A 26,092-nucleotide genomic window follows, 5' to 3' on the forward strand; every position below is an offset into this window, starting at 1 on the left:
CGCTCAATCAGGCAATGGCCGCATCCACCAACGCCTGAGCTTCTTCAACCAGCCGCTGCAGGTGCGCCTCGTCGACAAAACTCTCGGCGTAGATTTTGTAGATGTCCTCGGTGCCCGATGGCCGCGCCGCAAACCAGCCATTGCGGGTCATCACCTTCAGCCCACCGATGGCCTGGCCATTGCCCGGCGCATGGCTCAAGACCTGCTCGATCGGCTCACCGGCAAGCTCGGTTGACTTGACCTGCTCCGGCGCCAACTTGCTCAGCAGGGCTTTCTGCCGCGCATCGGCCTTGGCCTCGACCCGCGTGGCAAAGGGCTTGCCCAGTGCCTCGGTCAGGTCAGCGTAGGCCTGGCTCGGGTTACGCCCAGTGCGCGCGGTCATCTCCGCCGCCAGCAACGCAGGGATCAGCCCGTCCTTGTCGGTAGCCCACACCGAGCCATCCCGACGCAAGAACGACGCGCCGGCACTCTCCTCGCCGCCGAAGCCCAGCGAGCCGTCGAACAGCCCCTGGGCGAAATACTTGAAGCCCACTGGCACTTCGTACAGGGTGCGCCCCAGCTGCGCGGTGACGCGGTCGATCAAGCCGCTGCTGACCACGGTCTTGCCCACTGCCGCATCACTGCGCCACTGCGGGCGGTTACGGAACAGGTAGTCGATGGTCACCGCCAGGTAGTTGTTCGGCGCCAACAAGCCATCGGCGGTGACGATGCCATGGCGGTCGTGGTCCGGGTCACAGGCGAAGGCCACGTCGAAGCGCTCACGCAGGCCGATCAGGCCCTGCATGGCGTAAGGCGAGGATGGGTCCATGCGAATCTGCCCGTCCCAGTCGACGGTCATGAAGCGGAAGGTCGGGTCGACCTCGGTGTTGACCACTTCCAGATTCAGCTGGTAGTGCTCGGCGATCGCCTGCCAGTAACGCACCCCGGCACCACCCAGCGGGTCGACGCCCAGGCGCAGGTTGGCGGCGCGGATGACGTCGAAGTCGATGACGTTGGCCAGGTCCGCGACATAGTTGCCGACATAGTCATGACGCTGGGTGGTCGGCGCCTTGAGGGCCTGGGCGTAGTCCATGCGCTTGACCCCGGCCAGGCCTGCAGCCAGCAGTTCGTTGGCCTTGGCCTCGACCCACTTGGTCACGTCGCTGTCCGCAGGGCCGCCGTTGGGCGGGTTGTACTTGAAGCCGCCGCTTTGTGGTGGGTTGTGCGATGGGGTGATGACGATGCCGTCGGCCAGGCCAGCCTGGCGGCCACGGTTGTAGCAGAGAATGGCGTGGGACACCGCCGGGGTCGGGGTGTACTCGTCGTCCTTGGACAGCATCACCTGCACACCATTGGCCGCCAGCACTTGCAGGGCACTGGCCGCAGCCGGTGCGGACAGTGCATGGGTGTCGGCGCCAATGAACAGCGGACCATCGATGCCCTGGGCCTGGCGATACAGGCAGATCGCCTGGGTGATGGCCAGCACGTGGTCCTCGTTGAAGCTCAGCTCAAGGGAGGTCCCCCGGTGCCCGGAGGTGCCGAAGGCAACCCGCTGGGCAACCACGGACGCATCAGGGCGGCCGGTGTAGTAGGCGGTCAGCAGGCGGGGAATATCAACCAGTACGCTGGCCGGAGCCAACTTGCCTGCCAAAGGACTGAGCGTCATGCAAGAACCTCGAGTTCAACGAATGTAGGTGTTTGAACGCGCAGTGTACTGGGAGTTGCAACGCCGTGCGATGGGCCGAGCGGGGATTATTGACTGGCCGTCTGCCACCAGGCGGGAAACATCTGCTGCACCCGTGGCTCGGCGAAGCGCTCGTCGATCAGCAGCAGCACGCCACGGTCGTCATCACCGCGGATAACCCGCCCGGCGGCCTGGATCACCTTGCGCACGCCCGGGTACAGGTAGGCGTAGTCGAACCCCGCGCCAAACTGACGACCCAGGCGTTGTTTGAACTGCTCATTGATCGGGTTGACCTGAGGTAGGCCGAGGGTAGCGACAAAGGCGCCGATCAGGCGCGTGCCCGGTAAATCCACCCCTTCGCCGAACGCCCCGCCCAGCACGGCAAAACCGATGCCCTGCCCGTCTGGCACAAAACGCGCGAGAAATGCCTCGCGCGCGGCTTCATCCATACCCGCCGCCTGCTCCCAGCGCGGCAGCTCAGGGTAACGTTCGGCCAGCAGCCCGGCGACCTGCTGCAGGTATTCAAAGCTGCTGAAAAATGCCAGGTAGTTACCCGGCCGGTTGCGATACTGCTCGGCGATCAATTCGACGATCGGCGCCAGCGAAGCCTGCCTGTGCTGATAGCGGGTCGACACTTGGCTGACAATGCGTACATCCAGTTGCTCTGCCTTGAACGGCGCCGCGACCTCAAGCCAAGCAGTGTCACCGGGCATGCCCAGCAGGTCGGCATAGAAATGCCGTGGGCTGAGGGTGGCGGAAAACAACGTGACACTGCGCGCGGCACTCATGCGCGGGCCAAGCAAGCGTGCCGGCACCACATTGCGCAGGCACAAGGTGGCCAGGCGCCGCTTGCGCGGGCCATTGCGCAGGCTGATGTCGAAGATGAAATGCTCATCGAACAGCTCCGCCACGCGGCTGAACTGCAAGGCCTGATAGAAGAACTGCAACAGCAGCGGGTCGACTTGCGCAGGCGCCTGGTTCAGGCGCTCTTGAATCAAGCCAATGCACTGCTGCAACGCGCTGAGCAAGCCATCGGGCAACCGCTCGCTGGCCTGGTACGGCGCATGCTGGTCTTTGTACAGGGCGTTCCACTGGCGGTTCAGCCGATCCAGCGCGCTGACCAACCCTTCAGGCTTGCTCTGGCGCAACGCCTGCAGCTGGCCTTGATCCAGGCTGGCGCTGTACATGCCTCGCCCCCGCTCGACCAGGTTATGCGCCTCGTCCACCAGCACCGATACCCGCCACTGGTTGGCTTGGGCCAGGCCAAACAGCAAGGCGTGAGCATCGAAGTAGTAGTTGTAGTCGGCGATCAGCACATCAGCCCAGCGCGCCATCTCCTGGCCCAGGTAGTAAGGGCACACGTGATGTTCCAGGGCCACCTCACGCAGCGCCTGGCGATCGAGCAATGGCCGCGCCCCAGCCGCCTCGCGTGCGCCAGGCAGGCGGTCGTAGAACCCCTTAGCCAATGGGCAGGACTCGCCATGGCAGGCGCTGCCGGGGTGCTCGCAGGCCTTGTCGCGGGCGATCAGTTCCAACGTACGCAAAGCTGGCTGGGGCGTGGCCTGGTCGATCTGGCGCAGGGCATCGAGTGCCAGCGCCCGGCCGGGCGTCTTGGCCGTCAGAAAATACAGCTTGTCGAGGCGCTGCGGCGCCATCGCTTTGAGGAGCGGGAACAGCGTGCCAAGGGTCTTGCCGATGCCGGTACTGGCCTGGGCCATCAGGCAGCGGCCGGTACTCACCGCCTTGTACAGGGTCTCGGCCAATTGGCGTTGGCCCTGGCGAAACTGCGGATAGGGGAAGCTCAACGCCTGCAAGCCCTGGTCACGCTCGGCGAGGCGCTGTTCCTGCATCTGCGCCCAGGCCAGAAAACGTTGGCACTGAAGCGCAAAGAAGCGCTGCAACTCTGCCGCCGTGTGCTGCTCGCTGATCACGGTTTGCCGATCGCTGTCGACATCCAGGTAGACCAGCGCCACCTCGACCTCTGCGAGTTGCCGCGCCTGACACAGCAGCCAGGCGTAGACCTTGGCCTGGGCCCAGTGCAGTTGGCGGTGGTTGTCGGGTTGCCGGGCCAGCTCACCGCGGTGGGTCTTGATCTCTTCCAGGCGATTGAGCTGCGGGTCATAGCCGTCGGCACGCCCGCGCACGCGCAAGCTTTCATAGTGACCTTCGAGGGCGACTTCCGCCTGGTAATCGTCAGCGCGCCGCGCCACCACTCGCCGATGCCCGGCGATGCCTTCCTGGGCGGTGGGCGACGGGGTGAAGCGCAAGTCCAGATCACCGACCTTGGCGCTGAACTCGCACAACGCACGCACCGCCACGCTGTAGCTCATGCCAGCGCCTCACGCCAACGCACGTGGCAGACGGCGACCGGCAGACCGTGCTCACGACAGAACTCAAGCCAGCGCAGCTGGTTGTCCTGCAAGCGATCCCCCGGCCCCTTGACCTCGACCATCAGGTAACGCCCCTGCTCAGGCCAGAACTGAATCAGATCCGGCATGCCGGCGCGGTTGCTGCGGATGTCCTGCAACAAGCGCATGAAGCACTGCTTGAGGTGCGCGGCAGGCACACAGGCCAGCGCCTGCTCGAGCAACTGCGGGGTGAGCATCTGCCAGAACACGAACGGTGACTGCAGCCCCTGCTTGGCGGCAAAGCAGGCCAGGATGGCCTGGGCATGGCTGCCATCATCCAGGCGCGCCAGGCAGGCCTCGAACAGGGCACTGCGCCGCTGCTGAAAATCTTCGTCGTGCAGGTCCTGAGGGGCCATTTGAAACGGGTGAAAGAATGCCCCCGGCACCGGGGCGAAGATCGCCTCCCAGCAGAGCAGGCCGAACAAGCTGTTGAGCAGCGTGTTCTCCACGTAATGAACCTGTCCACCTTGCTGCGCCAAATGCACGCGCACGGCCTCTTCGACCCCAAGTTCGGCCATCTCTACGGGTAGTTGCAGCTCGATCGGCGTGACCACGGACGCGCGGCGCCTGGCGGCGGGTGGCCCGCCCAACTTGCGCGTCAGGCGCGGCAGCATGCGCGCCAGCGCCTGCACCTCATGGGCGTTGTCGGGCGCTGCGGCCATCTGCTCGGCCAGTCTCTTGGCCTGCGCCCACTGTTCGCTGCGCTCCAATACCCGCACCTGGCGAATCCGCGCCTCAGGGTGGCGGCTTTGGCCATAGACCTTCAGCGCCAAGTCCCACTCGGCCAGGCGTTCGCACTGCTGGCCGATGCTGAACAGCACCCGCGAGCGGCGCCGCGCCAGCCAGGGGTTGTCGCTGTGCAGGCCCTCAAGCGTGGCCAGCAGCAGAGCGGGCGCCTCGCCCTGCTCCAACCGCTCGGCACACTGGTGCAAGGCCATGGCCAGGTCGATCTCGGCGCGTTGGCGCAGCGCTCGGCTGTCATCGCTGAACGGGACCTTTTCAAAACGCAGCATGCCCAGGTCGGCCAGGACGAAATCCGACCAGTCCTGGTAGAGATTGCCGAAGAACAACAAGCGCAAGCGGTCGCACAAGGGTTGCAGGCGCCAGTGAATAATCTGCACGGGGCTGTCGGCAAACCACTGCGCGAAAGGCCTGGGGGGTAATGACAAGGCCTGCAACTGCGCCAGCAGATCCGGCTTGGCCGCACGCGGGCGGCTCAGTTGCCCAGCGAAGCACTGCACCAGCTCCTCCTTGCGCAGCACGCTGAACAGTTGCTCCAGCGACAAGGGCGCCTGCGTGCTGACCCAGCCCAACGCCGTCAACGGCTGCAAGGCGCAGTGACTGTCACCGATCTCGACATAGTCGAGTTTGTCGCTGCGAAACAGCTCGCCCTTGCGCATGACCATGCGCACCAACAGCGCCTGGGCAGGCTGCTGCAACTGCTCGAACGCGCTGATGAACGCCTGCTCGTGGTCGTCGAGCAGATCGGCATAGCGCAAAGCTACCCACGCCAGGACCTGACGGAAGTTATGCAGATAATAGAGGGGGTCATCGACAGAATGAGCGATCACGGTACGAGGTCGGGCAGCGGCAACGAACACTGGTTATACATACAGATATCCGTGTCTGGCAAGCGCTGCGCCCGGCCACCTAACGCCAGCGAGCAGCGGCAAAGGCCCGCCCTGCCTGTGCTGCATGCCTTTGCTACTCGTCGACTGGCACTGGCAACAGCCGACGAGTGGCGCAGATTATCCGGGCCAGGGGCTAGCGATTTCGACTGCGCTCGTAAGCCGCCAGCACGATGCGTTCCGACTGCACCAGGTAGGCATCGAGCATTGCCGTGGCCTCATCGGGCCGGCCTTCCTCGACACAACGCAAGATCGACGCATTCATATCGACATAAGGCAGGTGGAGAAACTCCGGATCGTTGAGCACGCCGAAGGCCAGGCGCAACTCAGCCGCGATCTGCCCGTAGAACACCACCATCCGCGGGCTGTCAGCCAGCTCGACGATGCCCTTGTGGAACATCATGTTGGCGGTGCCGACCGCTACCCAGTCCTTGGCCTCGCGTGCACGCATGCCGGCCTCGACCGCCTCGCGCATCTGCAGGGTGCCTGGGTGCATGGGAAAGCCCTGGGCAATGGCCTTGCACTCGATGAAACGGCGCACCCGATAGATGTCGATGATCGACGCCATGTCTGGCTCGGCCACAGTTACGCCACGGTTGGGCTCGTGCTTGAGCAGGCCCTCGCGGGTCAGCACACGGAAGGCCTCACGCAAGGTATTGCGGGAAATCTGCAGGCTCTCGGCCAGCGCTGCTTCGGACAGGCGCTGGCCGGGCACCAGCTCGCCTTCCACCAGCATTCTGCGGACTTCCTGGGTGATGGACTCGCCCAGCGTGCGTGGCAGGGAACAAGCAGCGTCGTTCATAAGCAATCCAGAAGGAGATAACCGTGCAGATGTTCCATCAGCACCTTGTGCTTGGCAAGACGCAGCGTCACGGCTGCTCCATTAGGTAACACCGCCAGCGGAAATTGTTACAATCCGGTGCATATTGATCAGCCATCATCATGACATTGTTGAACAATTTGGTCTTGGCACACCTACATTTCAGCGGTTTTATTTGAGCTTGGCATGCACATTGCTCTACCCAAGCACCTCTCATTGTAGGAATGATGCCGTGACACAGCTCGCTCATGACTTCACCAAGGCGCGACGGTCTTCGCTGATTGCCGCGATCTTCATGATGGCGACTTCCGCCATCGGGCCAGGCTTCCTCACCCAGACCACCACCTTTACCGCCACCCTGGGTGCTGCGTTTGCCTTTGGTATCCTGGCCTCGATCCTGATCGATTTCGTCGTGCAGCTGAACGTCTGGCGCATCGTTACCCTGACCCGCATGCGCGCCGCGGAACTGGCCAATACCGCCATTCCCGGCAGCGGTTATCTGCTCACGGTACTGGTGGTGTTCGGTGGCCTGGTGTTCAGCCTGGGCAACATCGCCGGCGCCGGCCTGGGCCTGAACGCCCTGACGGGTCTCGATCCCAAATGGGGTGGCGCGTTCAGTGCGCTGGTGGCCATTGCGATCTTCTCCTCGCACCGCGCAGGGATTGCCATGGACCGCATCATGATGGTGCTCGGCACGCTGAAAGTCGGCCTGATCGTGTTCGCCGCCTTCGCCACCCACCCGCCGTTGGGCGAGGCACTGCGCCAGGCGGTCTGGCCTGACTTCATCGACTTCGCCTCGATCACCACCATCGTCGGTGGCACCGTCGGTGGCTACATCACCTATGCCGGTGCGCACCGCCTGCTCGATCGCGGCGTGGTCGGGGTGCAGAACATCGAGGTGGTGTCCAAGGCTGCGCTGACCGGCATTCTGGTCACCGGCATTGCCCGTTACGTACTGTTCCTGGCCGTGCTTGGGGTGGTCGCCAGCGGCGTGGTCATCGACGTTTCCGGCCAAGGCGCCAACCCGGCTGCGCAAGCGTTCAAAGCCGCTGCCGGCGACATCGGCATGATGGCCTTCGGCTTGGTGCTGTGGGCGGCCGGGATCAGCAGCGTGATCGGCGCCTCATACACCTCGATGTCGTTCATCACGGTGTTCTCCAAGCGTATAGATGAACGCGTACGCAACCTGAGCACGGTGGCGTTCATCCTGATCGCCTTGGTCCTGTACATGATGCTGGGCAAGCCACCTGCGGCGCTGCTGGTGTTCGCCGGCGGCTTCAATGGCTTGATCCTGCCGCTGGGCCTGAGCATTTTCATGTACGTTGGCTGGCGTCGCGCCGACCTGATGGAAGGCTATCACTACCCTCGCTGGCTGCTGGTGCTGGGCGTGGTGACCTGCCTGTTGTCGTGGTTCATGGCATTCAAGTCGGCAGGTGCCATCTTTGCCTTTATCAACGCAGCCTGATTACCGCGGAGACTTCAACATGCGTTCCATTGATCTGAACAGCGACTTGGGGGAGAGCTTCGGCGCCTGGAGCATGGGCGACGATGCGGCGATCCTCGAAGTGGTCAGCAGCGCCAACGTCGCCTGTGGCTTTCATGCCGGCGACCCGCTGGGCATCCTGCACACGCTGGAGACCGCCGCAGCGCGCGGCGTAGCCATCGGCGCCCACGTGGCCTACCCGGACCTGGTCGGTTTTGGCCGGCGCAACATGGATATCCCTGCCGAGCAACTGCGCGCCGATGTCATCTACCAGATTGGCGCGCTCATGGGCCTGGCGCGCAGCGCCGGCACCCGGGTCAGCTATGTCAAACCGCATGGTGCGCTGTACAACACCATCGCCCATGACCGCACCCAGGCAGACGCGGTGATCCAGGCCGTACTGCGGATCGATCCGCAACTGAAACTGGTGTGCCTGGCCAACTCGCCGCTACTGGACTGGGCCGGCGAGGCGGGCCTTGCGTGTGTCGCCGAGGCCTTCGCCGACCGCGCCTACACCGCCCAGGGCACGCTGGTGTCACGCTCGCGACCGGGCGCTGTGCTGCACGACCCTGAACTGATCGCCCAGCGCATGCTGCGCCTGGTGCGTGAAGGTGTGATCGAAGCCGAGGACGGCCAGGTGATCAGCCTGCAAGCCGAGTCGATCTGTGTGCATGGCGACAGCCCCGATGCCGTGAACATCGCCCGCGACCTGAAAACCCGCCTGCTCGAAGCAGGCGTCACACTCCGCGCATTTTCCTGAGGTTGACCATGACGCCATTGCAGCAGGCCCGCCAAGCCGCCGTCGACGCCCGCGCCCGTTATCGCGCAGGGCTGGTAGCACCGAGCGCCGGCCAGGCGCCTGGGTTGACCCAGGCCAACATGATTACCCTGCCCCGCGAATGGGCCTACGACTTTCTACTGTTTGCCCAACGCAACCCGCAAGCCTGTCCGGTGCTCGATGTCACCGAGCCTGGCAGCTACAGCACGTTTCTGGCCGAGGGCGCCGACCTGCGGACCGACCTGCCCGCCTACCGGGTCTGGCGCGACGGCCAACTGGCCGAGGAAGTCAGCGATGTCCGCGAGCAGTGGGCGCAACACGACGATCTGGTCAGCTTCCTGATCGGTTGCAGCTTCACCTTCGAGGCCGACCTGATCAACGCCGGCATCGACGTGCGCCACATCAGCCAAGGCTGCAACGTGCCGATGTACCGCACCAACAAGCTGTGCCGCCCCGCCGGGCGCCTGCATGGCGAAATGGTGGTATCGATGCGTCCGATCGCTGCCGAGCGCGTGGCGGATGCGGCCAGGATCACCGCGCGCTATCCCGGCGTGCATGGCGCGCCGGTACATGTGGGCGAACCGGCTCTGCTCGGCATCGACGATCTGACGCGTCCCGACTTTGGCGACGCGGTCACCCTCAAACCCGGCGAGATCCCGGTGTTCTGGGCGTGTGGGGTAACACCGCAGGCGGTGGTGATGGCCTCCAAGGTGCCGTTTGCCATCTCCCATGCACCCGGGCACATGTTCATTACCGACATTGCCGACAGCTACTACCACGTATAGGAGTGGAGCATGCGTTTCTATCCGGTCAGCCTGGACGCGCTCTTGGTTGAATTGGCGAACCTGGACGAGACCCTGGTCTTGTTCGACTCGCTCCAGCATGAGCCCATCGTCGGCGTGAGCGAGATCATTCCGGCAGCGCGCACGCTGCTCGTGCACTTTTGCCCCTTGAGCCTCAGCCGCGAGGCGCTGGCCGCACGAATTGCCTCGCGCCAGCTGCACGGCCAAACGCGCGCGGCCGGCAAGCTGGTTGAGATTGCCGTGCACTACAATGGCGAAGACCTCGAAGAGGTGGCGCGGGCGCTGGATATCAGTGTCGAGGAGGTGATCCGCCGCCATACCGGCAGCGATTACAACGTCGCCTTCTGCGGCTTCGCCCCAGGCTTTGCCTACCTCAGCGGCGGCGCCGAATTCGTCGTGCCGCGGCGCAGCACCCCACGTACCCGCATTCCTGCCGGAGCCGTAGCCCTGGCCGGCGGTTTCAGTGGTGTTTATCCGCAAGCCAGCCCCGGTGGCTGGCAGATCATCGGCATCACCGAGCAGAAGATGTGGGATTTGCAGCGCGAGCAGCCGGCTTTGCTCCAGCCGGGCTATCGCGTGCGCTTTCACGATGCCGGACCGCGGCCAGCGGCGCGGGTCTCGGTTGCCGTAGCCACCCCTCAAGTGACAGCGCCCGCCGTTGGCCAGGCCTTGGAGATTGTCTCGCCTGGGCTGCAAACGCTGTTGCAAGACCTTGGCCGCCCAGGCCTCGCCGGACAAGGCGTATCGGCTTCGGGGGCGATGGACAGGGGCGCCTTGCGCGCCGCCAACCAGGCCGTGGGCAACGCTGCGGCAAGCGCCTGCCTGGAAATCCTCATGGGCGGCCTGAAGCTCATTTGCCATGGCCAGGCAGTGGTCGCCGTTACCGGCGCTACAGCGGCGCTGCAAGTGCGCACAGCTGACGGCCAACTGCTGCAACCGCAGCTGTACATGCCCTTTGCCTTGCACGATGGCGATCAACTGAGCATCGACGCGCCTACGGCTGGCCTGCGCAATTACCTGGCCATTCGCGGCGGTTTCGATCACCCGCCAGTGCTAGGCAGCCTGTCTACCGACACCCTCGCCCAGGTTGGCCCCGCGCCACTGGCGGCGGGAACTCGCCTGGGCTTCCGGCAGCGCAGTGGCGGCGCCGCCGTGTCGCTCAGCGAGCAAGCGCCGTTCGCGATGCCGCGCGCCGACCAGGTCATCACCCTGGATGTACTGATGGGTCCGCGCAGCGATTGGTTCACGCCCCACGCGCAGACGCTGCTGGCCGAACAGCTGTGGCAGGTCACGCCGCAATCGAACCGGATCGGTATCCGCCTGGCCGGCGCGCAGCCCTTGGCGCGTGCCATCGATGGCGAACTGCCCAGCGAAGGCACCAGCGTCGGCGCCATCCAGGTGCCGCCCAGTGGCCAGCCGGTGCTGTTCTTGGCTGACCATCCGTTGACCGGCGGCTACCCGGTAATCGGCGTGGTTGCGCCCTATCACCTGGACCTGGCCGGGCAAATTCCAGTCAACGCACGTATTCGCTTCAACCCGCTGGGCGCGTTCGAGCCCGTGTGCCCTGCCCTTTCTGACGAGATCCAACAGCGATGAAAAAGGTTCTGATTGCCAACCGCGGCGAAATCGCCGTCCGTATCGCCCGCGCTTGCCGCGACTATGGGGTGGCATCGGTGGCGGTGTACGCCGATGCCGATATCGATGCGCTGCATGTCCGTCAGGCCGACGAGGCTTATGCGCTGGAGGGCCAACGGCCCGCCGACAGCTACCTGAACATCGACAAGCTGCTGGCGGTGGCGGCACGTGCCGGCGCCGACGCCGTGCATCCCGGTTATGGGTTTCTCTCTGAACGCGCCGACTTCGCCCGTGCGGTGATCGCCGCAGGCCTGACCTGGATCGGCCCAGACCCCAGCACCATCGATGCACTGGGCGACAAGGTGCAGGCTCGGCGCATTGCCCTGAAAGTCGGCGCGCCCCTGGTGGCCGGCACTGAAGACCCGGTCAAGGATGCCAGCGAAGTTGTCGCGTTCGCCCAGCAGCACGGCCTGCCGATTGCCATCAAGGCCGCGTTCGGCGGTGGTGGGCGTGGCCTCAAGGTGGCGTGGAAGCTCGAAGAAGTCAGCGAGCTGTATGAGTCGGCGGTGCGCGAAGCGGTTGCCGCCTTCGGTCGTGGCGAGTGCTTCGTCGAGCGCTTCCTCGATCGCCCTCGGCACATCGAGGCGCAGATCATCGCCGATCGCCACGGCCGGGTGGTGGTGGTCGGCACCCGGGACTGCTCGCTGCAGCGACGTAACCAGAAACTGATCGAAGAGGCGCCTGCGCCGTATCTGACAGATGAGCTGCGCCAGCGCATCCATGCCTCGGCGCGCGACATCTGCGCCGAGGCCGGTTATGTCGGCGCCGGTACGGTGGAATTCCTGCTCAGCGGCGATGGCACGCTGTCGTTCCTGGAGGTCAACACGCGTTTGCAGGTGGAGCACCCGGTCAGCGAAGAAACCAGTGGTATCGACCTGGTCATCGAGCAGCTACGCGTTGCCCAAGGGCTGGCGCTGTCGTTCAGCGATACGCCAGTTCCGCGCGGCCACAGCTTTGAGTTTCGCATCAACGCCGAAGATGCCGGCAACGGCTTTTTGCCAACACCCGGCGCCATCACCCGCTTCCAGCCGCCCTCCGGACCTGGCGTGCGTGTGGATAGCGGGGTGGTCGAGGGCTCACGGGTTTCGCCCAATTTCGATTCGATGATCGCCAAGCTGATCGTGACTGGCGCGACCCGCGAGCAAGCCATCGCCCGTGCCCGGCGCGCCTTGGCCGAGTTCGAGGTGGAGGGCGTCGCCACCGTGCTGCCGTTCCATCAGGCGGTGATGGCGCATGCCGATTTCACCGCCGCCGATACCTTCGCGGTGCACACCCGTTGGATCGAGACCGACTTCGCCGATCAGCTAGCAATTGCCCCGCGCAGTGCCAATGCTGCCGACCCCGGCGTGCTGCGCAGCTTCGTCGAGATTGACGGCAAGCGTCACCAACTGGGCTTGCCAGCGGCGCTTCTAGGCGGTTTGAGCCTGAACTCGGCCGCACAGAGCACAATTGGCCAAGCCCAGGTGGAACCCTTAGACCCACAGGCGATAATCACCCCGGTTGCGGGCAACCTGCATACCTGGCTCGTTGCCAACGGTGAAGCGGTGCAGGCTGGGCAAGTGGTGGCGGTGATGGAAGCGATGAAAATGGAGACGTCCATCCTCGCACCCTGTGCAGGTCAGTTGCAGATTGGCCAGCAGCCTGGCGCCTACTTTGAAGCCAGGTCGGTGATTGGCCGTATCCAAGCGCCAGACTGAGGCCCGGGCAAAATCTGCGTAACGTGCACGGTAGCTGGGTAGCAACCCGGTTGCCGCGCCGCATTCAGGTGAACACCACTGCGCGCCAGCCTGACGTTCACCCTTGATCTTCTGGAGGCACTTGCTCTTGCAACACATGGTCGAGCAGGCGGAGCGCATGCTGCAGGTTTTGCTCGTTGCTGCCCTCCCAGACCAACAACAGGCACTGATGAAAGCGCCCCTGCAAACTGAACCGATCACCGGGGACAATCAGCAGGTCGCTGCCCGCCAGTACCTCAAATGCACGATTACTGGCCAACGGCTGGTGCAAGCGTACCCACAATGCCTGCCCTCCCTGCGGCATACAAAAACCCACCCGTTCACCCAAATGCAGCTGGACCTGCTGACAGAGCAATTGCATGCGCGCCTCGCGTTCCCTGCGCAAGGGCGCCAGATGGCAATCCACCTCGCCTTTCACGTACAACTGGGCCAACGCCTGCTGGCGCAGCGGCGGCAGCAAAAAACCTCGCTGGGCAAACTTTTCAGCGACGCCTGCATGTCGGCACAAGACAAAGGCATAGGGTGCCTCGGCCCCCACGGCAGCTTCCAACGACCCCAGCACCAGCACGCCCTTAGGCTCTAGCCAATCGCGCAGGCGTCGGTTCGCGGGCGCCGCGAAGCACAGCTCACTGTCTAGGTCGTTCTCCAGCAACCAGGCCGGATGCTCAGCCAGCAGCGCGGCAATCTTGCGTTGTTCAAGCTCAGTCACCAGCCGCCCGGTCGGCAAGCTCAGGTACGCAGGCATGACCACCAGTCGCACCGGTTCACGCGCCAACAGCCGCGAAAATACCTCCAGGTCCAAGCCACACTCGGCGTCCAGCGGAACCTCCAGCACACGCAGGCCGGCCAACTGCAACCCGCGCAGCAGTCGCCAGCAACAGGGCGATGCGACCAGCGCTGTGGCGCCACGCAGGTGCAAGGCGCAGAGCAGGGTTTGCAGCAGTGCTTGGACGTCGGTGGCCAGGTGCACATCCTCTGCGCTCCAGCACAGGCGCGAAGAGCGGGTATAGCGCGCCGCCAGCGCGTTACGCAGTTGCGCGCCCCCCACCGCTCGCCGTAGTCCACTTTCTTCGCACGCGCTTTGGCGCGACAAGCGACGCTCCTGCAGCAGCAACGCGCGTTCCAGCGCAGCTGAACAAGACAGCGGCACGTGCAATGCCGACAACGGCTGCGGGCGTGGGTTAGCCGCCTGAGCTTCGTCCTTCAGACAAGCACGTACGAAATAACCCGACTTGGGCACTGAACGTACCCGCCCCTCATGCTCGAGCAGGCTGTAGGCACTTTGCACCGTCGCCAGCGACACGCGCAGACGACGTGCCAAATCGCGTAGCGAGGGCAAACGCCCCTCACCGTTGCGGTCTGCTTCACCAATCAAGCGCTCAAGATAGCGATAAACCGTCTGGTAGGCGAACTCACCACGGGCCGACCGGCTCATCAGGTCGCGACCTGAGGCACCGCTCTAGCGCTCGTTTGCAGACGCAGGGCCAGGTCACGTCGCGCCAGATTGGCCACTACGCGTCTGGCCGGCTGGCCCATGCGCCGGGCATAGATTGCCTTGAGCTGCGCCAAACTCAGACCGCTGATATCCATCAACCACTGCTGCACCGGCTCTGGGCAGGTTTTGCCCTGCAAGGCCCGATGCAGATAGGGCAAGGCGACCCGCATACCGGGATGGCAATACTCAACGAAACCCTCAAGCCCGCACCCATGATCGGCGAACGGGGCATGAATCAGGCAAACCAACTGCTGCTCGGTCAACCCGGCCAGGTTCAGAAAGCGCGCCTGGGCCGAGTCATTCGCCTGCGTGGAATGAGCACGATCGCGCACCGCCAGCCCCAGGCGCCCTTCTTTGTGCCTCTTGCGCTGCTGACGGCCGCGCAATTGGCGCAGGTGCAGCAATGCGTCAAGATCAAAGTAAGCCATCAGGGCTGCCTGGGGCCTGGAAGGTTCGAGGTGCACGCCGAGCATCTGCTGCAACTGGCTGTCGTCGAGCCTGTCCTGCAGCAAGTCGTCCACCGCGATCACCCGCAGTGGGCTGTCTGGATTTGCCATGGTCGCAGGGCTGCGGGGGGCGTCCAAAGGTGCGTCTGCCAATGCTTGCAGCCAGCCAAGCGCCTCAGCCAGCGTCGCCAGATTCAGATACGTGCCATGCAGGCCCGACTCCCCCGCCAGACGCAGGCAGCGCCGACTCCACGCCAGATAGAGCAGGCGCTGGCGCTCAGGGATGAGCGTGATCAGGGCGCTCGCACCTTGACTATTCTCCAGCACCAGGCAAAAAGCATTGGCCAGCTGCAGGTGCAGGCGGCTACCGAACATGGCTTCAGGCTGGCCTGCGGTCAGGTGGCCAAAAACCAACAACGCTTGGCGCGATTGCGCCCAAGTCTCTATCGACATCGTTGGGCGGACGCGAAAGGGCACCACCGCTTGCCCTTCGATCATCAGCAACTCCACCCGCGCATCATCTTGCATAAACAGTTTGCCGAAGCTGCGCTCGTGGTTGATCAGAGTCTTCTGGCTGATGGCCGGCAGCGCGGCGACCACCACGCGCAGTCGAAAGGTGGCAGGCGCACGCAAGGCGATGGTCAACTGCGCAGCACGCAAGCAGGCTAGCAAATGGGCGCTTCGTCGGTCCTCCCCGTGCACCACTAGCAACTGAAACTGGCCAATGTACTCAACGCCTCCAGCCGCCACTAGCAGTCGTTGGATCAATAACTGCATAGATGCACGCTGGGCCTGGGACATATGCTTCAACAAGCGCTCCAGCACTTGCTGATAAATGTATTGCATGGCTTGGTCATGAATATCACTCATGGGCACCCCTTCCTTTCGAGGACTTCTGCTCACCACTAAATAGCGCGCAAAATCAAGTTAGCTTCCCGCTTATCGGACATTTCTTACATCTATTTAGGAGCCAGGCAAGTGACAACTTACTGCCGCCAAACCATTGAAAAAAATCCGCACCACCATCGCCCTCAACCGCCCTCTACCCTGCTGCATATCGACGTGCATGCTCATTCAGCGCTCCCCGGAGCTGACTATCACCGGGCCATTATCAATCCTTGCCCGACGAATAAAAGATACAGATCTCGGTAAAAAAACCATTCAGCAAGGAACAACCAAGGATCTGCCCATAAAATTGACCGAACAAAACAAACGCACAAATAGAAAAAGTAGACTTGCAACTTACGAAAACACAAACAACCGTAATCCGTTACTTCGAAACATGTAGGAAGCATCCGAAAAAACGCATACATCTCCGCATACTTGATCACTTAGCGTGTCGTGGTCGGTCAAGCGGCCCTGCGGCTGCAGAGAGCCATTGGCGCTACGGCCCTTCACGCAACACACCCTCCCCAAGATTGCAATTCACCTCAAGCTCGCCCAAGCTCAGCCCCTCTGCCTCAACGGACTCGCCGATGCCCCGACACCGTCACTACCTGATCGCCGTGCTGTTGCTGATTCTGGTATCGGTGGTGATCGGCTATTTGTCGCGCAGCGAGGCGCCTACCGCACCCACCCTGCCGCCACATAGCTACGCCAAAGCCCTTCGCATGGCCCATAACGGCCAACCGGGCGCCGCCCGTGTGCTCTATCAGCAATTGCAGCGCAACGACCTGGCGCCCATTCGTCGCGCGGCGTTGTATGCCGAACTGGCCAACTACCCTTCACCCAAAGCGCTGGAGCTGGCCAAGCTTGATCTGCAGCACGACGAACCGCTGGTGCGCCGCGCCGCCATTGCCAGCATTCGCCAGCTATTGCCCGCGACGCAGCGCAGCCTGGTGCTAGGGCCACTGCTTGATGACGATGACCAGAGTGTTCGCTTTGCCGCAGTGGACGCCTTGCTGGGCCTGGATCCCGATGCGATTGGCCTGTACTTCGGTCCACTGCAACAGGCCCTTGACCAATTCCAGCAAGCACTTGAAGCACAACCGGAAGATCCCGCCGCGCAAATCCACCTGGCACGCCTGTATTTGCACGAACACGACTACCAGCGTGCTGACGCAGCCCTGCAACGCAGCCTGAAAGCGTCGCCGGAGAGTCTGGAGGCGTTAGCCACCCAAGTTCGTTTGTTGGAGCGCCAGGGTCAGCACGATGCTTCTCGGCAGGTGCTGGGCAAGGCCCTGGCCTTGCAGCCAGACTCAGCTTTTCTGCAGCACCAACTAGGCCTCTGGCTGACTCGCCACGATCAGCACGAGTACGCATTGTTGGCGTTCTCCCGCGCAGTGGAACTGCAGCCTGACGACCCCGACTATCGCTATGCGCTGGCGCTAACCCTGCACCAGTTGGAGCAGGTTGAGGCCGCGCAAAAACAGCTGGAGACGGTATTGAGTCGACAGCCGGCCAATCGCAAGGCGCGGCTATTGCTGATCCAATACTGGAAAGAAACCGGGCAGTTGCAAAATGTTCAGGTGCTACTGGCCGAACTTGAGCGACAAAACCCGGATGATCCAATACTCCAGCAAGGCCTTTAGAGAAATCCTGAAACAGTTTGAACCCCAGTCCCGGCGCCATGGTCCAGTGGATATTGGCAGGGTCACTTGCGACCCGCCAACTGTTTCGGGAGAGCTGCCTTGGCCGCTTCGTTGTCACTGGACGAGCGTGCACTGATCTTGGCTCCAGCACGTCTGGGGGCAGAGACCAGCAGAATGCTTGCGGCTGCAGGAATCGGCTGCCAACGTACAACCGATCTGGCGCGCTTGTGTGGCTGGCTGTCTGAGGGTGTTGGCCTGGCAATCGTCGCTGAAGAGAGCCTGTCCGACGATCAGAAGTCGCCTTTGCATCAATTCATAGATGGCCAACCTGAATGGTCCGACTTGCCCATTGTGTTGCTGGCCAATGTCCACTCGCCGACCACCGGTCCACCGCGAGAGCGCTTGGGTAACTTGCTGTTGCTGCAGCTTCCTTTTGATGATTGCCAGCTACTAAATCTCAGCCAATCGGCCCTTCGTGCCCGACGCCGTCAGTACGTTGCTCGCGACCAATTGCTCGAGTTGCAGCAGCAATTGCACAATCAGACACAGCAGCGGCAAAAAGAAGTCCAGGCACTGCACCAAACGCGCAAGATGGAAGCCATTGGTCAATTGGCCGGCGGCGTTGCCCACGACTTCAATAATCTGTTGACCAGCATCGGCGGAAGCTTCGAGTTAATTGACCGGTACCTGCAACAGGGCCGCACCGACAAGCTTGGCGGGGTGTTGCGCATGGGCCAGGAAGCCGTTACGCGTGCCGCCCGCCTGACCCATCGATTATTGGCGTTTTCCTCCCGGCAATCACTGGACAGCCGCAGTGTCGACCTGAGCGCCTTGCTCGAGTCGATGCCATTGACTGACTTAGGCGGCGCAATCAACGTGCAAGTACGCCTGCCGAAGAACCTCTGGCGGGTGCAGGCGGATGATCAGCAGCTGCGCGAAGCGTTGGACAATCTACTGACCAACGCTGCGGAGGCGATGCCCAGCGGCGGCGAAATGACCATCGAGGCGAGCAACCTGCGCGTTGACAAGGCACGCTTGGCCCATGAAGGCCTGGCCCGCGGTGATTATCTGCGCATCAGCATTAGCGATAACGGCCAAGGGATGTCGCAAAGCACCCTGGAGCGGGCTTTTGAGCCGTTTTTCAGCACCAAACCGGTTGGCCAGGGCATCGGCATGGGGTTGTCGATGGTCTATGGCTTCAGTAAGCAGTCGCATGGCCACGTAGCGCTGCACAGTGAAATTGGCCGAGGCAGTAGAGTTGACCTGTATCTGCCACGCGATCCAGGCAATGTGCAGCCTCAAGCCCAGGCCAATCACCCACCCGCCCCCACTGCCAAGGCTGATCAGCATGTGCTGATAGTCGAAGACGACGAACATGTGCGCCTGCTGGTGTGCCAGGCACTTGCCGAAGTTGGCTTGGATTGCCAGGTAGCGAGCAACGCCAACGAGGCGCTGCGCGTGCTGCACTCCCCTCGCCCCTTGGCCTTGCTGATCAGTGATGTCGGGCTCCCCGGAATGAACGGCAGGCAATTGGCCGAAATTGCCCAGCAGTTGCGCCCGGACCTGCCTGTGCTGTTCATCACCGGTTACGCAGAAACGGCGATGGCCAGGGAAAACTTTCTTGGGCCAGGCATGCAATTGATCTGCAAGCCGTTTGAACTCAACCACCTGCAACAGAGGGTTGCCGGGATGCTGGGCAAACGCTCAAGCGGCGCTAACAACTAATCATGCGTTGGGCCTGCTCTACCAAGCTCTCCAGGGTGAATGGCTTGAGCATCAGCGCAGTTCCTGACTGGCTGAGCAATTGCTGCTCTATGGGTTGTTCGGTAAATCCGGTAATGAATAGAATTTTCTGTTCGGGGTTGAGCAGACGCATGGCCTTGGCTACCTGACGTCCACTGAATCCTCCCGGAAGCCCAATGTCGGTGATGACCAAATCAAATGTGCCAGCGAGCCGGTACTGCCCCAAAGCAGAATTGGCATCGGTAGCATCGCTGACATCAAAACCAAAGTCCGCCAATGCCTCTTTCATCAAATTGCGTAGATTGGCCTCATCGTCGATCAACAGCACGCGCTCGCCGCGTCCACGTGCGGTGCTTGCTGGTAACGCTGCTGAGGTCTGTTCTGGTTCCGGCAACGCCTCACCACGCGGAAACATCATTGACACCCGGGTGCCCTTACCCAAGGTCGATTCAACCCAAGCGTGGCCACCAGACTGCCTGACAAAACCGTAGACCATCGGCAACCCAAGCCCCGCCCCTCGACCAGCCGGTTTGGTGGTGAAAAACGGTTCGAACGCACGTGTCACGTCTTCTCTCGACATGCCATGGCCATTGTCCTCGACATGAATGGTCACATAATCGCCGTTGGGCAAACCGCTATCGCTGGCCTGCGAGCCCGTCAGACGCTGGTTGACACTGCGAATCGTCAGCTGGCCGCGGTCCCGGCAGGCATCGCGGGAATTGGCGCACAGATTGATCAATGCATTTTCCAATTGCGCGGCATCCAGATAGACCGGCCATGGCGCCGTATCCAATTGCCACTGCAAGCGCATCTCCGGCCCCAGTGCCTGCAGCAGTAACGGCTCGGCGGCTTCCAGCAAGCGGTTGATATCCACGTTGTCCGGTGACAGTGGTTGGCTTCTGGAAAAGGCCAACAATCGATGGGTGAGGGTCATCGCCCGCTGGACTGAATCACGCGCCAATAGCACATAGTTGTCGACCCGCTCTAAACGCCCTTGCGCCAAGCGCCGTTGCAACAGCTCAAGGCTACCGCCGATACCCGACAACAGGTTATTCATCTCATGGGCCATACCACCCGCCAACTGCCCTACAGCTTGCATTCGCTGACTGTTGCGCAGGAGCATCTCACTCTGGCGAATGGCGTCTTCGCGCTCTTGGCTGATATCGCGCCCCACCGCCGTCAACACATCGCCTTCCAGCCTGCCGCTCCAGCTGAACCAACGGTAATGCCCTTCTTTGTGGCGTAGCCGGGTTTCGATCTGCTCGACCCCTTTGCCATGCAGGACATCCAGGACCGCACTACGGATTTGCGGGCGGTCGGCTGGATGCACCAGCTCCAGGATCGGCATGCCCGCCACTTCATCCTCACTCCAACCCAATATCTGCTGCCACGCAGGATTGGCCGCGTGCAGACGCATGTCGCGCTTGAGCATGACCATGGCATCGCGCGAAAGCTGCCAGATGTGGTCTCGGTCCGCCATGTAGCGAGCGATCTGCTTTTCGAAGGTTGTCGCCAGTTCTCGCCACTGGCCAATGGTCTCCATGCTCGCGGTGGTATCGATGACCGTATGCAGTACGCCCGCTACTGCCCCCTGATCATCCCTGATGGGGGTGTAGCTGAAGGCATACCAGGCTTGGCCCATGCCGTTGCCAGGGTCTATGCGAATGGGGGTGTCTTCAACGAAACTGGCCTGACCTTGCAGCGCTTTGAACACACAAGGGCCGATCACCTGCCAGTGTTCGTCGCTCCACAACGCATCGAAAGAACAGCCCAAGGTCTGCCGTTTTGCCGACAATAGGCCTCGATACCCCTGGTTATGGATCACCGTCAGCTCCGCACCCCATGCCAGTGCGCTGGGGAACGGCGAATGCTGCATCATGTCGACGGCAATGCGTAGGGCCGGCGGCCATTGGGGTAAGGCCCCCAAGGATGTTGTGCTCCAGTCGAACTGGCTAATCGACTTGTCCATGCTTTCAGCAAAGGGGACGGCTGGCGTAAGGCTAATTACCTGGAGTCCAGGCTCGGATGACTTACCTTTCGCGACCAATTTGTTCATTCCTTGACGTGGCTGGCTGCCCAGCATCATCTGCCTGGACAAGGCGTACTGCAACATTTGGTTAACCACTGACTAAGCCGACCTTAATCGCCTCAATCGTGCATAGACCCAAGGCTAGCACATTGCCACTATCACACCGATGGCATCGTGCTCAGTGCCAGCTATGCTGATTAGGCTTTGCCATGCGTTCCCGGAGTCACCGGGCCCTTTCCTGTCGATGGAGCGAGGTCATGAGCAAGAAAATCCTAGTCGTGCTGACCAACACCGCCAAATATCCCACCCTTAAACGCGCAACCGGCCTGTGGCTGGGCGAGGCGGTCCACTTTGTCGAGGTGGTCGAAAAAAGTGGCTACGCCGTTGACTATGTCAGCCCCAACGGCGGATACATTCCCATTGATCCGCACAGCCTGCAGATGGCGCCTGATCTGGATTGGCAGTGGTATGACGACAAGCAGTTCATGAACCGCTTGGGCACTACCCTCAGCCCAGGCCAGGTAAAACCTGATGATTACAGCGCGATTTACTACACCGGCGGCCATGGGGTTATCTGGGATTTCCCGGATAACGCGGCGCTGCAAGAGCTGGCGCGGCGCATCTATGAAAAAGGGGGTGTGGTCGCGGCGGTGTGCCATGGAGCAGTCGGCTTGTTGAATATCAAACTTAGTGACAACACGCTGTTGATCAAAGACCGTGAAGTCACCGGTTTTTCCAATACCGAAGAAAAGCTCGCTGAGCTGGATAAGGTAGTTCCCTATCTGACTGAGAACGAGCTGGGCGCACGAGGCGGTAGATACACCAAGCACGATGAGCCGTGGGCTGAGTTTGTCGTGTGCGATGGGCGGTTGATTACCGGCCAAAACCCAGCTTCTAGCGCCTTGGTGGCGGAAAAAGTTGTAGAAACGCTCGGCAAGAAGAGCTGACTCCCACAGCGCGCGACCACATTTACCAGAGTTAAACCGGCTCAAGACTACAGCTCAGAGAGGATGTCCCCCGTACCCTCCCCCAGCATCTGTCCAACAATGGACAGCTCTGACAAGGAGGGTAAGCCGATGTCGAAACTCAAGTATGCAGCACGAAGCCTGTTGCAGCTTTTGCTGATTATGGGGGTTGGGCTGGTGCCTGTGGCTTCCGGGCTGACAGTGATGGTATATCAGCTGGAGAACAATCTTGACGAGCACGCTCGGGTAACGGCCAGCGAAGCCGTGGTGGTCATTGATCGGGTGTTAGACAACTTGCTTAGCGCCGCCAGCGACACCTTGGCATATGCCGGTAGACCCTGCGACCGCGTGATCGGTGCGTTGAAAGCCCGCACAGCCAAGGACTCGCGAATTAGTTCACTGATGTTGACGCGCAACAACATAGGTTATTGCAGCACTTTACCGCCTCCCTATCCAAAGCTGCACCACTCTGACACCCAAAGCCCGAATGTCAGGCTTAATTTGACCTCTCCTAGCACCCCGAATGGGGTGGTCGTGGAGTATTGGTTAGCAGCTAACAACTCAGGCGTCGTCGCCACCGCCTATGGCCTTGCGCTGCGCAACGCATTGTATGGCTTCCAGGGTGACTTGGTGATGCTGCTGGAGTTCGATGACAAGTACATCTGGGCCCGAGGAGACAGTCGGGAGCCGACGCGGCCATCGCAATCGGAGTTCTTCCAGAGTGCGCGATCAGTCAAACACGGCTACACGCTTAAAGCAGGCTATCCCACCGGTCACACGGCTCACGAGATACACCATTCCCTACTGGGAACGCTCCCGTCACTGGCGCTGGTAGGCGTGCTGACCGCTGCGATGGCCTATTGGGGAATTCACAGGAAAAGGCATAAAACCAGGGCAACCCCCGCCCTGAACACAAGACGGGGGCGTGCCAGTAGTTAATCGGTGCTGAGCACACCGCGACGCACCTGATCGCGCTCGATCGATTCGAACAGGGCTTTGAAGTTACCCTCGCCAAAGCCATCATCACCCTTGCGCTGGATGAACTCGAAGAACACGGGCCCCAGCAAGGTTTCCGAGAAGATCTGCAGCAGCAGTCGCTTGTCATCGGCCTCGGAGGCACCATCGAGCAGGATACCGCGGGCCTGCAACTGATCGACCGGCTCACCATGACCAGGCAGACGCTCTTCGAGCATCTCGTAGTAGGTTTGCGGCGGGGCGGTCATGAAGCGCATGCCCAAGCCTTTGAGGGCGTCCCAGGTCTTGATCAGGTCATCGGTGAGGAAGGCGACATGCTGGATGCCCTCGCCGTTGAACTGCATCAGGAACTCTTCGATCTGCCCCGCGCCCTTGGACGACTCCTCGTTGAGCGGGATACGAATCATGCCATCGGGCGCGGTCATGGCCTTGGAGGTCAGGCCGGTGTATTCGCCCTTGATGTCGAAATAGCGGATCTCGCGGAAGTTGAACAGTTTCTCGTAGAAGCCTGCCCAGTACGCCATGCGCCCACGATAGACGTTATGGGTCAGGTGATCGATGAGCTTGAGGCCTGCGCCAACCGGATTGCGATCGACCCCGTCGATGAACTTGAAGTCGATGTCATAGATCGAGCTGCCTTCTTCATGGCGGTCGATCAGGTACAGCGGCGCGCCGCCAATGCCCTTGATCGCGGGCAGGCGCAGCTCCATCGGGCCGGTTTCGATCTCGACCGGCTGGGCGCCCAGTTCCAGGGCGCGGGCATAGGCTTCATGGGCATTGCGCACGCGAAATGCCATGCCGCACACCGACGGGCCATGCTCGGCGGCAAAGTAGGAAGCGATGCTCTTGGGTTCGTTGTTCAGAATCAGGTTGATACCGCCCTGGCGGTACAGGTGCACGTCCTTGGAACGGTGCGACGCCACCTTGGTAAAGCCCATGATCTGGAATACAGGCTCCAGCACACCCGGGGTCGGCGAGGCGAGCTCGATGAACTCAAAACCCATCAGACCCATTGGATTGTCAAAGATATCAGCCATGTTCGTGTCCTCATCTACAGCGCATTAACGGTTGGTCAGGTGCTTGGGATGTCGGACAGACGTGGTGGTGAGCAGGGGATGCCCCGCACGCTGCGGGCGAGGAAGCCACCTATGATCAACGTGAACCCATGATATGTCATATGGCCCCATTCTCGGCGGGCTTGATCCTCCGGGAGGGAGAACCTTATTGTTGTATTCGTAAACCGATTCTATCTGGCGTAAATCGGTTTGTCGCGTTTTAAGTGCGTCAAGCCAACCGACAAACGGCTATCCTGTGCGTATTCCTTCCTCAAGATTAGGTCAGCATGCCCCTTTCCGTTAAACGTCCCGCCCGCTGGAGCTGGCGCGCCCTGCTGCCCTGGGTGGTCGGCGCACTGCCCCTGGTGTGTGGGGCGGCGGTGATGAACTGGCAGGCGCAGCGTGAGTTGCGCGAGAGCAGCCAGGCCACCACCGAGCAGGTGGTGCAGCACATCGAGCAGATCCTGGACAGTTTGTCGGCCTCTGCCAGGTCGTTGTTTCCCCTGGTCGGCAAGCCCTGCGCTGAGGTCGAGGTGGCCTTGCGCAGCCAGGTGACGCGCAATGCGTTCGTGCGCTCGACCAACCTGTTCGAACGCAACACGCTCTACTGCAACTCGCTGTTTGGCGAATTTGACGAACCCGTCAACGCGGCTGACTACACCGAAGGCCGGTTGTGGCTGATGGATGGCAACTCGGTAACACCTGGCCACCCGCTGCTGGTCTATCGCGCCAGTGAAGGCGCACGCGGCGCCATCACCACGGTGGACGGCGATCACCTGCTCACGGTACTGCGCATGCTCGGTAGGGACGAGGACCTGCAGATCCAGGTGGGCAATAATTGGATGGGCAAGGACGGCGTGGTTCGTCACGGTACCCCGCCGACGGCCGCGACCGCAGCAGTGCTGCAAGCCTCGGCGCGCTATCCGTTCAGTGTGCATGGCGGCTATGGCGCACATAAACAAGCTGAGCTGATGCGCGATCATTATCCTGCGCTGCTCAGTCTGTTGCTGCTGCTTGGGGTAGTGGCCGGGAGTGTCGTGCGCTGGCAGATCCGCCGCGCCTCGTCGCCGCGCAGCGAGTTGGATCGCGCCCTGGAAGCAGATGAATTCCTGCCCTATTTCCAGCCCGTAGTACGCAAAGGCGACTATCGCTGGGCCGGCGCCGAAGTGCTGATGCGCTGGAATCACCCGCGCGAAGGCCTGGTGCGCCCTGATTTGTTCATCCCGTATGCCGAGCACAGTGGCCAGATCGTCGCCATGACCCGCGCACTGATGCTGCATACCGCCCAAGGCTTGGCGCCGTACGCAACGCTGATCGAAGACGGTTTCCATATTGGCATCAATATCACTGCCGATCATTGCCGCGACCTGCGCCTGCTCGATGACTGCCGGACCTTCTTGCAGCACTTCGAGCCAGGCCGGGTGAAGCTGACCCTGGAGCTGACCGAGCGCAAGTTGATCGAAGCCACGCCAGTGACCCTGGAGTTGTTTGAAAAACTCCACGAAATGGGCGTGATGATTGCCCTGGATGACTTCGGCACCGGCCAGTCCAGCCTGAATTATCTGCGCCAGTTCAACGTCGACTACCTGAAGATCGACCAAAGTTTCGTCGCCATGATCGGCGGCGATGCGCTGTCCCAGCACATCTTGGACAGCATCATCGAGCTGTCGACCAAGCTAGGCCTGGGCATTGTCGCCGAAGGAGTGGAAACCCAGACCCAACGCGACTACCTCGAACAGCGCCAGGTAGATTTCCAGCAAGGCTTCCTGTTTGCCCGGCCGATGCCGCTGGAGGAGTTCCTGCGTGCCTTGGCCGCACAAAGCTCGCGGTTGCCGCAACCAGCGCGCCCTGAGATCATGCGCGGCTGATCCACCCGCTCATCTCCTGTAACCGAGGCAT

The 26,092-nt window shown here is 61.9% G+C and carries 18 protein-coding genes; 10 read left to right on the top strand and 8 right to left on the bottom strand.

Annotated features, from left to right (window positions below; all coding sequences use genetic code 11):
• Positions 1–7: 7 nt before the first annotated feature.
• The 4 genes from pgm to AAZU54_RS02410 all read right to left on the bottom strand — a co-directional run bounded on the left by pgm (position 8) and on the right by AAZU54_RS02410 (position 6,501).
• A complete protein-coding gene (pgm, locus tag AAZU54_RS02395) occupies positions 8–1,645 on the bottom strand; it encodes a phosphoglucomutase (alpha-D-glucose-1,6-bisphosphate-dependent) (RefSeq protein WP_434726465.1) in 1,638 nt (545 codons plus the stop codon).
• Between the two features lie 86 nt (positions 1,646–1,731).
• Entirely contained in the window at positions 1,732–3,993 is a 2,262-nt protein-coding gene (locus tag AAZU54_RS02400) for an ATP-dependent DNA helicase (RefSeq protein ID WP_434726466.1), read from the bottom strand.
• Positions 3,990–5,642 carry a VRR-NUC domain-containing protein gene (locus AAZU54_RS02405; protein ID WP_434726467.1) on the bottom strand — a complete coding sequence of 551 codons (1,653 nt, stop codon included), beginning with the start codon at positions 5,640–5,642 and terminating at the stop codon, positions 3,990–3,992. The genes AAZU54_RS02400 and AAZU54_RS02405 overlap by 4 nt, the downstream gene beginning before the upstream one ends.
• A gap of 193 nt (positions 5,643–5,835) precedes the next feature.
• Positions 5,836–6,501: a GntR family transcriptional regulator gene (locus AAZU54_RS02410; protein ID WP_264234465.1), complete on the bottom strand. Its 666-nt coding sequence runs from the start codon at positions 6,499–6,501 to the stop codon at positions 5,836–5,838.
• A gap of 250 nt (positions 6,502–6,751) precedes the next feature.
• Here AAZU54_RS02410 and AAZU54_RS02415 point away from each other — a divergent pair, with 250 nt between their 5' ends.
• The 5 genes from AAZU54_RS02415 to AAZU54_RS02435 are packed head-to-tail and all read left to right on the top strand — an operon-like array spanning position 6,752 to position 12,915.
• Positions 6,752–7,984: an NRAMP family divalent metal transporter gene (locus tag AAZU54_RS02415; protein WP_217838525.1), complete on the top strand. Its 1,233-nt coding sequence runs from the start codon at positions 6,752–6,754 to the stop codon at positions 7,982–7,984.
• A gap of 19 nt (positions 7,985–8,003) precedes the next feature.
• A complete protein-coding gene (locus AAZU54_RS02420; RefSeq protein ID WP_186553429.1) occupies positions 8,004–8,762 on the top strand; it encodes a LamB/YcsF family protein in 759 nt (252 codons plus the stop codon).
• Positions 8,763–8,770: 8 nt separating this feature from the next.
• Positions 8,771–9,565 carry a putative hydro-lyase gene (locus AAZU54_RS02425; protein ID WP_392468660.1) on the top strand — a complete coding sequence of 265 codons (795 nt, stop codon included), beginning with the start codon at positions 8,771–8,773 and terminating at the stop codon, positions 9,563–9,565.
• A gap of 9 nt (positions 9,566–9,574) precedes the next feature.
• Positions 9,575–11,179 carry a 5-oxoprolinase/urea amidolyase family protein gene (locus AAZU54_RS02430; protein ID WP_434726468.1) on the top strand — a complete coding sequence of 535 codons (1,605 nt, stop codon included), beginning with the start codon at positions 9,575–9,577 and terminating at the stop codon, positions 11,177–11,179.
• Complete coding sequence (locus AAZU54_RS02435; RefSeq protein ID WP_434726469.1) at positions 11,176–12,915, top strand: acetyl/propionyl/methylcrotonyl-CoA carboxylase subunit alpha; 1,740 nt, start codon at positions 11,176–11,178, stop codon at positions 12,913–12,915. The genes AAZU54_RS02430 and AAZU54_RS02435 overlap by 4 nt, the downstream gene beginning before the upstream one ends.
• 97 nt (positions 12,916–13,012) lie before the next feature.
• On the opposite strand, the gene AAZU54_RS02440 is transcribed toward AAZU54_RS02435, so the two are convergent.
• Both AAZU54_RS02440 and AAZU54_RS02445 read right to left on the bottom strand, forming a co-directional pair.
• Complete coding sequence (locus tag AAZU54_RS02440) at positions 13,013–14,389, bottom strand: aminotransferase class I/II-fold pyridoxal phosphate-dependent enzyme (protein WP_434726470.1); 1,377 nt, start codon at positions 14,387–14,389, stop codon at positions 13,013–13,015.
• Positions 14,389–15,765, bottom strand: a complete 1,377-nt coding sequence (locus tag AAZU54_RS02445) for a hypothetical protein (RefSeq protein WP_186553434.1) — start codon at positions 15,763–15,765, stop codon at positions 14,389–14,391. Before AAZU54_RS02445 ends, AAZU54_RS02440 begins: the two co-directional genes overlap by 1 nt.
• A gap of 605 nt (positions 15,766–16,370) precedes the next feature.
• On the opposite strand from AAZU54_RS02445, the gene AAZU54_RS02450 reads away from it, so the two are divergent.
• Both AAZU54_RS02450 and AAZU54_RS02455 read left to right on the top strand, forming a co-directional pair.
• Positions 16,371–17,426 (top strand): tetratricopeptide repeat protein, encoded by a 1,056-nt coding sequence (locus AAZU54_RS02450; RefSeq protein ID WP_186553435.1) that lies wholly within the window; start codon positions 16,371–16,373, stop codon positions 17,424–17,426.
• A 99-nt stretch (positions 17,427–17,525) separates the two neighbouring features.
• Positions 17,526–19,151, top strand: coding sequence for an ATP-binding protein (locus tag AAZU54_RS02455; protein WP_434726471.1), 1,626 nt, complete (start codon positions 17,526–17,528; stop codon positions 19,149–19,151).
• On the opposite strand, the gene AAZU54_RS02460 is transcribed toward AAZU54_RS02455, so the two are convergent.
• Entirely contained in the window at positions 19,141–21,255 is a 2,115-nt protein-coding gene (locus AAZU54_RS02460) for an ATP-binding protein (protein WP_434726472.1), read from the bottom strand. The two genes, AAZU54_RS02455 and AAZU54_RS02460, sit on opposite strands and share 11 nt — an antisense overlap.
• 200 nt (positions 21,256–21,455) lie before the next feature.
• Here AAZU54_RS02460 and AAZU54_RS02465 point away from each other — a divergent pair, with 200 nt between their 5' ends.
• A complete protein-coding gene (locus tag AAZU54_RS02465; RefSeq protein ID WP_186553437.1) occupies positions 21,456–22,145 on the top strand; it encodes a type 1 glutamine amidotransferase domain-containing protein in 690 nt (229 codons plus the stop codon).
• A gap of 129 nt (positions 22,146–22,274) precedes the next feature.
• Complete coding sequence (locus AAZU54_RS02470) at positions 22,275–23,102, top strand: CSS-motif domain-containing protein (RefSeq protein ID WP_186553438.1); 828 nt, start codon at positions 22,275–22,277, stop codon at positions 23,100–23,102.
• On the opposite strand, the gene hppD is transcribed toward AAZU54_RS02470, so the two are convergent.
• Positions 23,099–24,175, bottom strand: coding sequence for a 4-hydroxyphenylpyruvate dioxygenase (gene hppD, locus AAZU54_RS02475; RefSeq protein ID WP_186553439.1), 1,077 nt, complete (start codon positions 24,173–24,175; stop codon positions 23,099–23,101). The two genes, AAZU54_RS02470 and hppD, sit on opposite strands and share 4 nt — an antisense overlap.
• A 305-nt stretch (positions 24,176–24,480) precedes the next feature.
• Between hppD and AAZU54_RS02480 the strand changes: the two genes are divergently transcribed.
• Positions 24,481–26,061: an EAL domain-containing protein gene (locus AAZU54_RS02480; protein ID WP_434726473.1), complete on the top strand. Its 1,581-nt coding sequence runs from the start codon at positions 24,481–24,483 to the stop codon at positions 26,059–26,061.
• Positions 26,062–26,092: the final 31 nt, after the last annotated feature.

Source organism: Pseudomonas sp. Je.1.5.c (assembly GCF_051129895.1).
Taxonomy (GTDB): Bacteria; Pseudomonadota; Gammaproteobacteria; order Pseudomonadales; family Pseudomonadaceae; genus Aquipseudomonas; species Aquipseudomonas urmiensis.

What these genes read in the sequence shown, in the direction of transcription:
- AAZU54_RS02465 (WP_186553437.1), top strand. Translation starts at nt 21,456, where the DNA reads ATGAGCAAGAAAATCCTAGTCGTGCTGACCAACACCGCCAAATATCCC.
- AAZU54_RS02425 (WP_392468660.1), top strand. Translation starts at nt 8,771, where the DNA reads ATGACGCCATTGCAGCAGGCCCGCCAAGCCGCCGTCGACGCCCGCGCC.
- AAZU54_RS02420 (WP_186553429.1), top strand. Translation starts at nt 8,004, where the DNA reads ATGCGTTCCATTGATCTGAACAGCGACTTGGGGGAGAGCTTCGGCGCC.
- AAZU54_RS02410 (WP_264234465.1), bottom strand. Translation starts at nt 6,501, where the DNA reads ATGAACGACGCTGCTTGTTCCCTGCCACGCACGCTGGGCGAGTCCATC.
- AAZU54_RS02435 (WP_434726469.1), top strand. Translation starts at nt 11,176, where the DNA reads ATGAAAAAGGTTCTGATTGCCAACCGCGGCGAAATCGCCGTCCGTATC.
- hppD (WP_186553439.1), bottom strand. Translation starts at nt 24,175, where the DNA reads ATGGCTGATATCTTTGACAATCCAATGGGTCTGATGGGTTTTGAGTTC.
- AAZU54_RS02430 (WP_434726468.1), top strand. Translation starts at nt 9,575, where the DNA reads ATGCGTTTCTATCCGGTCAGCCTGGACGCGCTCTTGGTTGAATTGGCG.
- AAZU54_RS02480 (WP_434726473.1), top strand. Translation starts at nt 24,481, where the DNA reads ATGCCCCTTTCCGTTAAACGTCCCGCCCGCTGGAGCTGGCGCGCCCTG.
- AAZU54_RS02440 (WP_434726470.1), bottom strand. Translation starts at nt 14,389, where the DNA reads ATGAGCCGGTCGGCCCGTGGTGAGTTCGCCTACCAGACGGTTTATCGC.
- AAZU54_RS02460 (WP_434726472.1), bottom strand. Translation starts at nt 21,255, where the DNA reads ATGATGCTGGGCAGCCAGCCACGTCAAGGAATGAACAAATTGGTCGCG.
- AAZU54_RS02470 (WP_186553438.1), top strand. Translation starts at nt 22,275, where the DNA reads ATGTCGAAACTCAAGTATGCAGCACGAAGCCTGTTGCAGCTTTTGCTG.
- pgm (WP_434726465.1), bottom strand. Translation starts at nt 1,645, where the DNA reads ATGACGCTCAGTCCTTTGGCAGGCAAGTTGGCTCCGGCCAGCGTACTG.
- AAZU54_RS02450 (WP_186553435.1), top strand. Translation starts at nt 16,371, where the DNA reads ATGCCCCGACACCGTCACTACCTGATCGCCGTGCTGTTGCTGATTCTG.
- AAZU54_RS02400 (WP_434726466.1), bottom strand. Translation starts at nt 3,993, where the DNA reads ATGAGCTACAGCGTGGCGGTGCGTGCGTTGTGCGAGTTCAGCGCCAAG.
- AAZU54_RS02445 (WP_186553434.1), bottom strand. Translation starts at nt 15,765, where the DNA reads ATGAGTGATATTCATGACCAAGCCATGCAATACATTTATCAGCAAGTG.